Source organism: Pseudoalteromonas sp. PPB1, assembly GCF_015356275.1.
Taxonomy (GTDB): Bacteria; Pseudomonadota; Gammaproteobacteria; order Enterobacterales; family Alteromonadaceae; genus Pseudoalteromonas; species Pseudoalteromonas rubra_D.
This window is the reverse complement of sequence record NZ_JACEQV010000001.1, coordinates 210,455-224,571: the sequence shown is the minus strand read 5'-3', so window position 1 is coordinate 224,571 and position 14,117 is coordinate 210,455. Positions and strand designations below refer to the sequence as shown.

Sequence of the window (14,117 nt, the reverse complement as noted above, 5' to 3'; positions counted from 1 at the left end):
TCGTATAACACCGTAAACAGTGAATATTGCAAAGCAGGAGCCACAATGAGCGACGGTAATTTAACGGAGAACTTTGAACATAAACTCAATCTGCGCAGCCTGGAGGCAGGTGACTACGCAGATCTTAAAGAAGTCATGGCCATTGTTTACCCTGACTTAGGCGGGGCACCTTCAGAAAAGCAGTTTAAGGCTCAGCTCTCTAGTTTTCCCGAAGGCCAGATCTGTATTGAGGATCATGGTAAAGTCGTCGCAGCTGCGTTCTCATTGATTGTGGATTACGACAAGTTTGGCGATCATCACACCTATGAGGAGATCACCGGCGATGCCTATCTGACCACCCATGACCCACTCGGCGACGTGTTGTACGGCGCAGAAGTCTTTGTGCATCCCGATTATCAGGGGATGCGCCTGGGGCGGCGGTTATATGAAGCCAGAAAAGAGCTCTGCCAGAGTCTCAATCTTAAGTCGATTGTGGCAGGCGGCCGTATTCCCAACTATCAGCACCATGCCAGTGAGATGTCACCACAGAAATATATTGAACTGGTCAAAAAGAAAGAAATTTACGACCCCATTTTGAGCTTTCAACTGTCCAACGATTTTGAGGTTAAACGGGTGCTTAATAAATACCTCCCCGAAGACAAAGAATCGAAAGGCTACGCCACTTTACTGGAATGGACCAATCTTTACTACGAACGCAATGAAGTGCCGCTGTTTGGTGCGGTGAAGAAGTCGGCCCGGGTCGGCTGTGTGCAGTGGCAAATGCGGCCATTGCATTCTGTGGAAGAGCTGACACAGCATGTGGAGTTTTTTATCGATGCACTGGCTGATTACCAATGTGATCTGGCGTTGTTACCTGAGCTGTTTAATGCGCCCCTGATGGGTATTGAAGCACACGAAAATTCACTGGATTCAATCAAAGCGCTGGCTGAGTTCTCGACAGAAGTGGTGGAGGCTATTTCGCATCTGGCAGTGAGTTATAACATCAATATCATCGCCGGCTCCATTCCCGTGATTGAAGACAAAGCCCTCTACAATGTGTCCTATTTCTGCCGTCGTGATGGCACCATTGAATCGCAAACCAAGATCCACCCGACTCCCTATGAAAAAAGTGCCTGGATCATGCAAGGTGGCGACAGTCTGAACGTGTTTGACACCGATTTTGGCAAAATTGGCATCCTCATTTGTTATGACGTGGAATTCCCTGAACTGGGGCGGTTACTCTCAGAGCAGGGCATGCAGATCTTGTTTGTCCCATTCTGGACAGATACCAAAAATGCTTATTTGCGGGTACGCTGTTGTGCCCAAGCCCGCGCCATAGAGAACGAATGCTATGTGGTGACGGCAGGCAGTGTGGGTAACTTACCTAAGGTCGATGGCGCAGATATCCAGTACGCTCAGTCTGCGGTGTTCTCGCCCTCAGATTTTGCATTTCCTCACGATGCCACTATGGCCGAAACCACCCCCAACACAGAGATGACTCTGATAGTCGATTTGGATCTGGAGAAGTTACACGAGTTGCGTCACGAGGGCTCCGTCAGAAACTATCTGGACAGAAGGCGAGACCTGTATCGAATTAACTGGCTGGGCGAACAAAAAGTTAAGTGATTGGGATAGGCGCATGTGGTGAACATGCGCTGAGACTATGGCTGCTCAGAAGAGCTACCCAGCACCTGAGTGCTGGGTTTGTATACCCGCTACTCTGACTCCAGGCCCTCGATATCAATACCAAATTGGGTGCTGGTCACCCCTGCCAGGCCCTCGATATGGGCTTTAAAGGCATTCAGCTCTGTACCAGGTTGTGCTGCGAAGATGGCACGATTGGCCCGGACATAAACCAGTTCCAGGTTATGTGCCGCAGCAAATTCCTGTGCATTGATGAGCGGCTCCAGCTCTGCAACCACTTCACCAGTTAAAATGTAGGTGGTGCCGGTTTTCGCATCTGTGATTGCTACACCTGTTAGCAGGTGCTCACTGGCAGACAAATAACTTTTTCCATTGAGCGTCACGCTATGGCTGAGTGTCGCACTGAGCGGTTGTGCTTCATACACTTCGTTACTGGATGCACTGGCAGTTGAAATTCCGCAGGCAAGTAATGCGGTGGTGAGTAAGTATTTTTTCATGTCAGTACTCCTTATTTACGACCGATGAAGCGAATGTCCCACGACTTCAGCAGGCCATTGTCTGAATTGTTTCTGTGCACCATGTTGACGTTGGGTGCACCAGCTGCACGCGGGTCGAAAACATAGAATTCGTCCTGAGCTGCTGTATCGATGACACGCAGGGTCCATTCACCTTGTGCCTGCTCACCATAGAAGTGATGTGTCAGCATTTGTGTATTTTCCATGCCGTTTTGTCCCAGGATGGTGCCTGTGCGTGGTGTCATGATCACACTGCGTGTACCTGATGGAGAAATCAGTTCAATGGCTAAATCTCTTGTGCTGGTGTGGTCGATGTTAACACGTACCTGAATGGCATCGACTGTCATCACTTCTGTTGACTGATAAGTGCTTGATACACCGTTGATATCGCCATCTGGAATAGCACTGTTGGCTGTCACTGCAAAGCGTTCAGTTTGTGTGAACTGACCCAGTTGTTGGTCATAGAAGCGCGCCATGTTGACGGCTGCATCCACGTCTACTGCACCGAAGCCATAGAAGTTATGGAAGGCATAGCCTGCGGCGTTGGTTTGCCAGGCGTCAATGGCCTGATAGCTGACCGTGTCACCTTGCGCAGTTTCAAACGACAGTGCCACACCGGCGTTATCCGGATCGATTTGTCTGGCGGTGCTGGCCAGTATGTGACGCACATCTTGCCAGCTCAATGCCGGGTTGGCAGACATGATCAGGGCAATGGCACCCGCGGCACTTGGGGCTGCCGAAGACGTCCCGTTGAAGCGCGCGCCATAATCACAGTTCGGATCCAATGGATGGCCACCATGTAAGTCATTGCGACCATAAGCCGGGTTGTAGCCAGCATCACAGCCGGTCAGATCGGTCGTGACCATTGCCGGGGTATAGACACCATATTGACCGCCCGTGGCTGATACGAATACTGCTGAACCAACGGTGGAGTATGAAGACAATTGGCCATCGGCGTTGTAGGCCGACACAACCATATTCCAAAATGAGGTATCCATTTGCTCCAGGTTGACGTTCTGTAAAGGCAGGCCATGGTTGTTGTTTTCAAAGCGCAGATAGCCGGAGCCAAAACGAGGATCTGTAAAAGTTTGTCTGGCGTAGCCATTACCCGCAGATTTGACGAACAGGGCACCACGTCCACCATGGGTGGTACGAGTGATCTCTTCCTGGGCATCTTCATAGGTTTTCAGCCAGGGATCGACTGTGTAGTCAAAGCTGTCTGGTGCAGACATAGTGCGGCCATAGCTTTGGTTAAAAATTCTTGGAAAATCAAAAGAGTGTTTATTATAGCCATCTGAGTACATGCCGTGCGATTGTAACCAGTTGGCGGTATTGTAGTTGCCTGATGAGATCAGATTAAAGCCCACAATACCGGCGCGTGGTGCGATGCCTCGTCCACCAATGCCGTTAAAGGCACTGGCAGCAATGATCCCGGCAACCGACGTGCCGTGACGATCTGTGGGGCCACCAGGGACCAGATCCGGTGTATCAGTGGTAAAGTTCCATGAACCAGGGCGCACGTTGTCGCGCAGATCCGGGTGGGTTAGCTCTACGGCGCCATCGATCACCGCGGCTGTCACACCTGTGCCCAAAATGCCCAGCGCATGGGTCAGTGACAAGTTCATGTCTTCACCGGCTTTACCACCTCTGTCAGAGAATGCTGCCTGACCTGTATTTTGCAAATGCCACTGATGAGAGACCAGCGGATCGCCAGGCATTAGTGGATAGTCGTTAGCCGAGACGGCTAAGCTGTGGGTAGCAGCAATACAGGCTGCCAGTATTGTGAGCTTAGTTCTTATCATAAATTAGTTTCTTCTTATTTACATTTGTACCTGTTGTTTTGTGTACCCTATATTGTCACATTTGAAAATGCAAGGTTATTCATGTTGTTAGTGGGTTAACTTTTGTGGTGCTGTTTAGACTGTGTTTGATATAAATAATGCGTTAATTTTCTGCACAGAAAGGTTTTATTGCTTTATCAGGAGTATGCATCGCTAACCAATGCTTTAGGATTCGTGTGTTACTTCCTACTTTATTCTCGATATTTTTGAGATAAGACATTTTTCCATGCCGGGAAGTCCACTGTATTTAGGGCAGTTGCCGGCTTTAAGCACAGCATCGATGTAAAAAGTTAAAATGATCCGAAGATATGACTAACGCAGAGGGAGGTGTTTGTGGCTTTCGGCTTTAGGACGATGAATGAAAACAAAAGAAGCCGCTAAGCGGCTTCTTTTTGGTAGTTAATCCTGAGCCAGATACCCGACTCAGGCTAAAAACTTACAGGCTTTCGATTTTGGCTTTTTGCTCAAGCAGCTTGGCTTTGGCGTCGCTGTACTCGGCCAGTTTGGCTTTTTCTTTATCAAGTACTGCCGCAGGAGCGTTGTTGACGAACTTCTCGTTTGCCAGCTTTTTCTCAACCTGTGCCAGGCCTTTTTCTGCCTTTTCCAGCTGTTTGGCGATACGGGCCATTTCGGCTTCGACATCAATCAGACCTGCCATAGGGATCATGATCTCAAGGTCACCAATAAAGGCGGTAGCGGATGCCGGGGCCTCGTCTTTGCTTGCCAATACCTTGATGTCTTCCAGTTTAGCCAGTGAGCTCAGGAATGCCTGGTTGTCGTCAAGACGGCGTTGATCCTGCTCAGATACGTTGGCCAGTAACACGCTAAGCGGTTTACTTGGACTGATGTCCATCTCACCGCGAATGTTACGGATAGCCAGAATGAACTGTTTAACCCACTCCAGGTCTTCCATTGCTTGTGTATCTACCTGTTCGGCATCAAACTGCGGGAAGCGCTGCAACATGATGGTGTTTGCTTCGATACCAGCCAGTGGTGCAACACGCTGCCAGATAGTTTCTGTGATGTAAGGCATCAGCGGGTGCATCAGACGAAGCAGGCCTTCCAGAACCGTGATCAGGGTGTGACGTGTACCACGTTGCTGGGCTTCGTTGCCCTTGAACAGAATTGGCTTCGTCAGCTCCAGGTACCAGTCACAGAACTGGTTCCAGGTGAACTCGTAGATGGTGTTCGCAGCCAGGTCAAAGCGGTAGTTGTCCAGGTGTTCAGTGAAGGTTTTCACTGTGTTCTGGAACTGACCCAAAATCCAGCGATCCGCCAGAGACACCTGCATTTCGCCACCATTGAAACCACAATCCTGCTCTTCGGTGTTCATCAGCACGTAACGGCTGGCGTTCCACAGCTTGTTACAGAAGTTACGATACCCTTCCAGGCGGTTCATATCCCAGTTGATATCACGACCGGTTGAGGCCATAGCAGCCAGGGTAAAGCGCAGCGCATCGGTGCCGTGTGCTTCAATGCCATCAGCAAAAGTCTTACGCGTGTTTTTTTCAATCTTTGCGGCCAGCTGCGGCTGCATCATGTTGCCGGTACGCTTCTGAACCAGGCTTTCCAGATCAATACCATCGATCATGTCCAGCGGGTCCAGTACATTACCTTTTGACTTAGACATCTTGTCGCCATTTTCGTCACGGATCAGACCGGTCACGTAAACGGTTTTAAATGGCACCTGAGGTTTGCCTTGGTCGTCTTTCACAAAGTGCAGTGTCATCATGATCATACGGGCAACCCAGAAGAAAATGATGTCGAAACCAGTCACCAGCGTGTCTGACGGGTGGAACATCTTCAGGTCGTCAGTATTTTCTGGCCAGCCTTGGGTTGAGAAGGTCCACAGCGCAGAAGAGAACCAGGTATCCAGTACATCATCATCCTGGCTCAGAACGACATCGTCTGCCAGGTTGTTGTCGCGGCGTACTTCGGCTTCATCGCGACCAACGTAAACATTGCCTTCGTTGTCATACCAGGCCGGGATACGGTGTCCCCACCATAGCTGACGAGAAATACACCAGTCCTGAATATCGCGCATCCAGGAGAAGTACATGTTTTCGTACTGTTTAGGCACGAACTGAATGTCACCGTCTTCTACGGCTTTGATTGCCGGCTCAGCCAGTGGCGCAACGCGTACATACCATTGGTCAGTCAGCAGTGGCTCAATGACCACACCAGAGCGGTCGCCGTAAGGAACCGTCAGGCTGTGGTCGTCGATTTTTTCCAGTAGGCCAGCTTGTTCAAACTCATCAACAATCAGTTTGCGGGCATCGAAACGGTCAAGGCCATGGAAGCGCTCAGGTAATGGTGCATCCAGCTCCAGTGGCTTACCATCAAAAGTGAAGGTTTCGCCTTCACTCAAAATCGCCGCATCTTTGTTGAAGACGTTGATCATGGGCAGCTGATGACGCTTACCGACTTCGTTATCGTTGAAGTCGTGCGCTGGTGTGATCTTCACACAGCCTGTGCCTTTTTCCATGTCTGCGTGTTCGTCGGCAACGATTGGGATACGACGATTGACGATTGGCAATAAGATTTCTTTGCCGATCAGGTCCTGATAACGCTCATCATCCGGGTTGACTGCCACACCGGTGTCGCCCAGCATGGTTTCCGGACGCGTTGTTGCCACTACAATGTAGTCTTTGCCGTCTTTGGTTTTAACACCATCAGCCAGCGGGTAACGCAGGTTCCACATGTGGCCCTGCTTGTCTTTGTTTTCTACTTCCAGATCAGAAATCGCGGTGTGCAGTTTCGGATCCCAGTTAACCAGGCGCTTACCGCGGTAGATCAGATCGTCTTTATATAAACGAACAAAGACTTCTTTAACTGCTTCGGACAGGCCGTCGTCCATAGTAAAGCGCTCACGATCCCAGTCTACCGATGCACCCAGGCGACGAAGCTGCTTGGTGATGGTGCCACCTGACTCGTTTTTCCACTGCCAGATACGGTTGATAAACTCTTCGCGGCCCAGGTCGTGACGGGTTTTGCTTTCTTCAGCGGCCAGTTTACGCTCAACAACCATTTGGGTTGCGATACCAGCGTGGTCTGTTCCCACCTGCCATAAAGTATTTTTGCCCTGCATACGCTGGTAGCGGATCAGGGTGTCCATGATGGTGTCCTGGAAGGCGTGGCCCATGTGCAGGCTACCCGTGACATTCGGTGGTGGGATCATGATCGAATAGGCATCGCCCTGACCTGATGGCTTAAAGTAGCCATTCTCTTCCCAGCCTTGGTACAAAGACTGTTCGATATCTTGCGGATTATAGGTTTTATCCATTACACAGAACCTTAAAAAATACTTTAGTTGTCAATTTCTTTGGTTGAAATTTCAGCGCCGAGCTGACGCAGTTGCATGAACCGCTGGCGTGCCGCGTGTTTGGCATTGCTTTCAACCGGCACAAAATCGTAGATCTTGTCGAATCGGCGCACAAAATCCGGCAGCTGTTGTGCCAGATTAATTAAAATGGTGCGTCTGCCAACTGGTGGCATCTGGCCGATCTCGACCGGTGCGCCCCCTTTGGGGCCTTCGCCTTGCAGGTTGTGAGGCACAAAACTGTCGGCCTCAAAACACCACAAGTGCTCGTCAACCGCATGGGCATCTTCAACGCTGTCTACGTAAATAAAGACACGTTGTCCGGCGCGGTACAGCTTTGCGGCGCTGCGTGCGGCGAGATCAAAATGAGCCGGCACTGGCTTGCCCGGCTCATTGTCCTGCTTTAATACAAAAAAGCGTGCGTTGATGGTCATGACATGTGGTTTTCTAGCTAGCGAAACGCCCTGTCACAAGGGGAAAGCCTTTAAATGACACGGCGTTCAAAATAAAGCCGCATTCTGACACAGAATACGGCTATCATCAATCAACGTGGTGCGCGACATCGGCTGTCACAGCATGAATTAGTCCTGAGGTTGCTCAGTCACGTCCACGCGGTTAAGCAGGTATTGCATTAACATAGGGACCGGGCGACCGGTTGCACCTTTATTGGCACCACTGCGCCAAGCTGTCCCTGCGATGTCCAGGTGTGCCCAGTTGTACTTCTTGGTGAATTTAGACAAGAAGCAGGCTGCGGTAATCGTCCCGGCAGGGCGACCACCCAGGTTGGTGAAGTCGGCAAACGGGCTTTTCAGCTGTTCCTGATAATCATCCCATAGTGGCAGTTGCCACGCGCGGTCGCCACTTTGCTCAGACGCTTTAAGTAAGTCATGTGCCAGCGGGTTGTGGTTCGACAACAAACCGGTTGCATGATGACCCAGGGCGATAATACAGGCACCGGTCAGGGTTGCCACGTCAACGACCACTTCTGGTTCAAACGCTTCAACATAGGTTAATGCATCACACAGGACCAGTCGGCCTTCTGCATCGGTATTGAGTACTTCCACCGTCTGGCCAGACATAGTGGTCAGGATGTCACCCGGGCGATAAGCATTGCTGCTCGGCATGTTTTCACAGCCAGCCAGCACGCCGATGACGTTCAGAGGCAGTTGCATTTGCACGACGGCACGCATCAGACCCAGTACACCGGCGGCGCCACCCATGTCGTATTTCATCTCGTCCATGCCTTCGCCTGGCTTAATAGAAATACCGCCTGAATCAAACGTTAGGCCTTTACCGACGAACACGATAGGCGCTTGCTTTTGTGGAGCGCCGTTATAATGGATCACCGACATCACGGATTCATTGTCACTACCGCGACCAACTGCCAGATATGAGTGCATACCCAGCTCTTCCATTTCCTTTTCGCCAACTAGATTAACCGTGACGTTGTCGAATTCATCGGCTAATGCCTGAGCCTGCTCACCTAAGTAGCGAGGATTGCAAATGTTTGGCGGCATGTTTGCCACGTCTTTACATAAAGTGGCACCGGCTGCGATGGCCAGTCCATGCTCGATGGCGCTCTCACCAATCGGCAATTCACGGCGTGTTGGTACGTTGAAAACAATTTTACGTAGTGGACGACGTGCTTCGCTCTTTTTGCTTTTCAGCTGGTTAAAGGTGTATAGGCTGTCCTGAGTGGTTTCGACGGCCTGGCGAACTTTCCAGTAAGTATCGCGTCCTTTAACGTGCTGTTCAGTCAGAAAGCAAACGGCTTCCATTGAACCTGTGTCATTTAAGGTGCTGATGGTTTTGGCGATGATCTGTTTGTATTGTTTGTCGTCTAGCTCACGCTCTTTACCACAGCCCACAAGTAGCACACGTTCACTCAATACGTTTGGTACATGGTGAAGTAAAAGCACCTGGCCGGGTTTACCTTCTAGGTCTCCGCGGCGCAGCAGATTAGAAATATACCCTTCGCTGATTTTATCCAGCTGCTCCCCTACGGGTGAAAGGCGGCGTGGTTCGTATACGCCGACAACAATACACGCACTGCGTTGTTTTTCTGGGCTACCACTTTTTACGCTGAATTCCATTGCGACTCCTGAGTCAATGTGCTGTCTTTTTTGAACTTTTTATGCCTCAGCCACTCCATTTCTAGGTGCTGAACTAAAAAACGGCTAACTGACGCGTGCATTTGGCGCTTTAGCCTGTTGCTTTAGTAGGATATTTGGATCCGATGGCATATAATAAAGTGATTAAAATAACCAGTTTACTCAAAATTTCCTACTATTCCAGTGAAATGAGACGTTTTATAGGGGCGGACATTGCTTATTTTTCGATATCTGACTGCTGAGATATTAAAATCTCAGGTCGCCGTTTTTATGACCCTTATGACCATCTTCATCTCGCAGAAGTTTGTCCGGATATTGGCTGAGGCCTCAGGTGGCAGCATTCCGGGAAAACTTGTTATGTCTTTTCTGGCCCTAAACTTACCTAAGCTGGCGGTATATATCCTGCCATTAAGCTTATTTTTGGGCATTATCCTCGCCTATAGCCGGATCTATGCTGACAGCGAAATGACGGTGCTTAAAGCGTGCGGCGTCAGTGAATGGTATGTCGTGCGCGTGACTTTGGTATCCAGTTTTGTGATTGCGTTGATGGCTGCAGTGCTGAGCTTATATCTGGCGCCCTGGGCAGGTGAAAAAGAAAATCAGCTGCGCGAACAAGCCAATGCAGAATCCGGGCTCAGTCAGATCCGGGCCGGGCGCTTCCAGCAAACGGGCAATGAAAAGGCGGTGGTATTTGTCCACAACACCAGTGATCAGGGCAAAGAGCTAAATCGAGTGTTTGTTGCTCAGTTACCCGATCGCGATTCAAATCAGGCTGCACGTATCGTGTTTGCTCAGAATGGCCGGGTTGTTGAAGAGGGAACTGGTGAGCAGCAGCTGGTGCTCAGTGAGGGTAAACGATTCGAAACCGACGGTTTCAGTCAGGCTCTGAACAAAACTGAGTTTAGCAGCTACCAGGTGCAGATCCGTGAGCAGGAAATTGAACAGCGACGTCGTAAGCTTGAAGACTTGCCCTCGTCCAGCCTGCTGCAAATGGGCACACCCGAGGCCATTGCCCAGTTCCAGCTACGTTTATCTGTGCCAATTTCTATTATTTTGCTGACCTTACTGGCGGTTCCGCTGAGTGTGGTGAACCCCAGACAGGGTAAGTTTGCCAAACTGGTTCCGGCGATTTGTATCTATCTGGGTTACTTTATCATGCTCAATGCGGGTAAATATCTGGTCGCCGAAGGTAAGGTACCAACCTCGGTTGGCTTGTGGTGGATCCACTTGTGTGTGTTATTTATTGGTGCTTACCTGATAGCCAAAGGGCGGCCTTTTGGTGTTTGGGTGCGCGCTATGCTGTTAAAACGGGAGCCACAGCAATGATGAAAACCCTGGATTGGTATCTCGGGCGCAGCATTTTACAAACCACAGGCTTTGCCTTGTTGGTGTTTGTGGGGATCAATACCTTAATTAAATTTATTGAGCAGTTACGCTCTGTGGGTCGTGGCACCTATGATGTCATGGATGCGTTGTTGTTCACGCTGTACAGCATGCCCAGTGATATTGTGGTGTTCTTTCCAATGGCGGCTCTGATTGGTGGCCTGACCGGGCTTGGGGCTTTGGCTTCGAGCAGCGAATTAGTGGTGATGCAGGCTGCGGGGATGTCGCGATTACAGATCATTGGGTCGGTGATGAAATCGGCAATTGTGCTGGCATTATGCATGATGGCATTGGGTGAGTGGGGCGCGCCACAGGCCGAAAAAACGGCTAAACAACTGCGTAATCAGGCAATTAATGGTGGTGAGGTGTTTGAGGCGCAGCAGGGCGTGTGGGCCAAAGATGGCAGTAATTTTATTAATATTGCTAACATCGAAAAATCCGGCAATCTGCAAAATATCAATATTTATCATTTCGATGATGATCTTAACCTGCTGAAAATCACCCGCGCTAAGTCCGGTACTGCAACTGATGATGGTTGGCAGCTTAAAGCCATTGAGGAAGTGACCATTGAAGAGCAACAGATCACTACGCAATACGCTCAGACACTTAATTATGCATCACAGCTGACGCTGGACCGACTGGACGTGGCTTCGGTAGAACCAGACGCATTGTCTTTCTCTGGGTTGTGGTCGTATTTGCAGTATCTGAAGCAAAATGAGCAGGACACCAGTAACTATGAACTGGCGCTGTGGCGCAAAGTGATGCAACCGGTCACGATTGCAGTAATGCTGCTGGTAGCTCTGTCTTTTATCTTTGGGCCACTACGTTCTGTGAGCATGGGCGCGCGTATTATCATGGGGGTGATCACCGGGCTTATCTTCCACCTGAGCAACGAAATTTTCGGTCCAATCGTTATGGTGTATCAGATCCCGCCGGTCGTAGGGGCTGTGATGCCTAGCGTCTTATTTACCGCAACGGCGTTTTATCTTCTTAACCGCCAACGCGGGTAAGAAAGAGGATGAAAACAAAAAAGCCTGACTGAGTCAGGCTTTTTTGTTGCAATGCTATGACCTTCTTAATCCAGGCTGTCGTAAATGCGTTTGTTCTCTTCTTTGCTCAGCACCACGACTTCAGTGCCACAAATCATATCTTGCAGAGCGCGTTTGTGTTTAAAGTCGACCAATACCAGCAGGTTACCTAGCCCCAGCAATGCGCATAAGGCCCGTGCACAGGCTCTTGGCCAGCCGAGTAGCTCACCATCTGGCGTTTGTACTTTCAGTCGCCAGGCGCGCATGCCGATGGTTTGGCCGCTTTTAACCCAAAAGTAAGCAAAAAACAGCACAGATACAGCAATCAGCACAAATCCGCGGAAAAATGACAACAGAGGAGAGGCTTGGATCAGCGCTGACACGTCTTCATGGTTTCCTTGTGAGATCCAGCCCAAAGAGATAAAGCCTTCAATTATCAATAAAAAAACCACCATAGAGAGCATTGCAAATGCAATCACAACCAGACCATCATAGATCAGAGATGCAAGACGACGGGTTAAGCCCGCACGGGGAAACGAAGCCATTTAGTTCACTCATTAAAGCCGAAATATGACTTATTCTACCTGATTTTTAATCTAACACTAAAAAACCCGACTAGTTTTAAGCGACTGTTCATTTACCAAGCACTTAAACGACGTTTTGTAAAAAATGCTTGCTACCCTCCCGCCAATTTGTATAATGCTGGGCATAGAGACGAAGGCATATAAAACAAAGCCTAAGCTCAAAGTGGTTTTTCTTTATTTTCTCTTGGTTAGAAGATTAAAGAAAAATTATGCCAGTGTGATGGAATTGGTAGACATGACGGATTCAAAATCCGTTGCCTTCGGGCGTGGCGGTTCAAGTCCGCCCACTGGTACCACTTTTTATAACCCAGCTTTTTAGCTGGGTTTTTTTATACCTGAATTTTGATGTTTAGCCGAGTGTGGTGTCGAGCTTGAGCCCCACGCCGGGCGTGGCACTAATGCAAGTTAAGAGTCCGCCCACTGGACCCACTTTTTATAACCCAGCTTTTTAGCTGGGTTTTTTTATACCTGAATTTTGATGTTTAGCCGAGTGTGGTGTCGAACTTGAGCCCCACGCCGGGCGTGGCACTGATGCAAGTTAAGAGTCCGCCCACAGGACCCACTTTTTATAACCCAGCTTTTTAGCTGGGTTTTTTATAGCTGAGATTCAAAGAACCATGCTGAAGTTCGAAGCAGTGTTTGGACTTGAGCGTATGGTGGGTTAATTCAATCTCCTCTTTGCTCGCTGAACGTGTACCTTAGCCAGCAGTTACCAATGCTGTTTTCACTCAGATCATTATGTCAGCAAGGTGAGCTTAAACCTTTATCTGAGGCGGGCTCAAATCCAATAATCGGCGATTTTCGAGAAAATGATAAATTTTTTCCAGTATTGAACGTCTAGTAAGATCAGAGCAAAGCGGTTTTTGGCCTGTGACGTTTTAATATCGCAACGCGCGCTGGCTATCAGGTGCAATCCCGACAACTTTTAAAGAGGCTCAGGGATTGTTAAAATACACCTCCAGTTGCCGGTTTTATCAGTACCCAACAATTAAAAACCGCCCTATTGACCCTTATACTTCAACAATAGAGAGATAAAATGAGAACTTTAATTGTATTACTTATGGCTGCTGTTTTTTCAACAACGGTACAAGCGAGTGATGAATCGGGCGAAAAATCTATTCAACACCTTAAAGTGGCAGACGTGACTTCCATCGAAGATGCAAGAAAGATTTTCATTGAAAAAACCTCAGAAATTAGAAGCAAACGAGATCTGGACGAAGCTGAGTTACAGCAGATCCACGTGATCACGTATACGCTTGAGAAAAGCGTTGAATTTTTCACATTTAACCTTATCGGCGACAACAAAAAGCTCGCAGATGATCTTGCGGTTGTGGTAGAAAACATCCACCTTAATTCAGAAAGAAACCGTAAAGAGCAGACTAAAAAGCACCTTAATCAGTATTTTGTGTTAGCAGACAGACTGATTGCGAGTTTTTAATTTAGCACGCTGAGCACGCCTTTCTATACTGACGAGGCCGGGTGAACCTGGCCCCGTTGTCCTCCCCACAGCTCCACAACGTATATTCATCGCAAGCGCAAATTAAGCAGGCTGGCGGATTGGGCCTATAGCGTCCTGGCAGCCGTGTCCGGCCAATTGGCGTTTACATTATTGATACATATAAGGTGTTCAGGCCGGCCCTTTTGTTCCATTGATTGGTTTTGCGCAATAACTGCGTTCGACTATGCTTATCTTCAGGGTGAACAAGGGGGTTT

At 49.1% G+C, this 14,117-nt stretch carries 10 protein-coding genes and 1 tRNA gene; 5 read left to right on the top strand and 6 right to left on the bottom strand.

Features of this window, described 5'->3' with window-relative positions; translation table 11 throughout:
• Positions 1-45: 45 nt before the first annotated feature.
• The gene (locus IY568_RS01015) at positions 46-1,605 is read left to right on the top strand and encodes a bifunctional GNAT family N-acetyltransferase/carbon-nitrogen hydrolase family protein (protein ID WP_194866560.1); all 1,560 of its coding nucleotides are present in this window, start codon (positions 46-48) and stop codon (positions 1,603-1,605) included.
• An 89-nt stretch (positions 1,606-1,694) separates the two neighbouring features.
• Here the strand turns inward: IY568_RS01015 and IY568_RS01010 are convergent, their stop codons facing one another.
• The 5 genes from IY568_RS01010 to pepA form a co-directional block, all read right to left on the bottom strand.
• Complete coding sequence (locus IY568_RS01010) at positions 1,695-2,120, bottom strand: hypothetical protein (RefSeq protein WP_010383134.1); 426 nt, start codon at positions 2,118-2,120, stop codon at positions 1,695-1,697.
• 11 nt (positions 2,121-2,131) lie between these two features.
• Positions 2,132-3,940, bottom strand: a complete 1,809-nt coding sequence (locus IY568_RS01005) for a S8 family peptidase (protein WP_194866559.1) — start codon at positions 3,938-3,940, stop codon at positions 2,132-2,134.
• Positions 3,941-4,415: 475 nt separating this feature from the next.
• Positions 4,416-7,262, bottom strand: a complete 2,847-nt coding sequence (locus IY568_RS01000) for a valine--tRNA ligase (RefSeq protein ID WP_194866558.1) — start codon at positions 7,260-7,262, stop codon at positions 4,416-4,418.
• Between the two features lie 23 nt (positions 7,263-7,285).
• Entirely contained in the window at positions 7,286-7,732 is a 447-nt protein-coding gene (locus tag IY568_RS00995; protein ID WP_046004999.1) for a DNA polymerase III subunit chi, read from the bottom strand.
• A 147-nt stretch (positions 7,733-7,879) separates the two neighbouring features.
• Positions 7,880-9,391: a leucyl aminopeptidase gene (gene pepA / locus IY568_RS00990; protein WP_010383127.1), complete on the bottom strand. Its 1,512-nt coding sequence runs from the start codon at positions 9,389-9,391 to the stop codon at positions 7,880-7,882.
• 231 nt (positions 9,392-9,622) lie between these two features.
• Here pepA and lptF point away from each other — a divergent pair, with 231 nt between their 5' ends.
• Positions 9,623-10,735, top strand: a complete 1,113-nt coding sequence (gene lptF / locus IY568_RS00985; protein WP_194866557.1) for an LPS export ABC transporter permease LptF — start codon at positions 9,623-9,625, stop codon at positions 10,733-10,735.
• On the top strand, positions 10,732-11,802 hold the full coding sequence (gene lptG / locus IY568_RS00980) for an LPS export ABC transporter permease LptG (protein ID WP_125558180.1): 1,071 nt from the start codon (positions 10,732-10,734) through the stop codon (positions 11,800-11,802). Before lptF ends, lptG begins: the two co-directional genes overlap by 4 nt.
• A 65-nt stretch (positions 11,803-11,867) precedes the next feature.
• On the opposite strand, the gene IY568_RS00975 is transcribed toward lptG, so the two are convergent.
• Positions 11,868-12,365 (bottom strand): RDD family protein, encoded by a 498-nt coding sequence (locus tag IY568_RS00975; protein WP_125558179.1) that lies wholly within the window; start codon positions 12,363-12,365, stop codon positions 11,868-11,870.
• A 250-nt stretch (positions 12,366-12,615) separates the two neighbouring features.
• Here IY568_RS00975 and IY568_RS00970 point away from each other — a divergent pair.
• Positions 12,616-12,700 (top strand) — tRNA-Leu (locus IY568_RS00970).
• A gap of 740 nt (positions 12,701-13,440) precedes the next feature.
• Complete coding sequence (locus IY568_RS00965; RefSeq protein ID WP_021032861.1) at positions 13,441-13,842, top strand: DUF6746 family protein; 402 nt, start codon at positions 13,441-13,443, stop codon at positions 13,840-13,842.
• Positions 13,843-14,117: the final 275 nt, after the last annotated feature.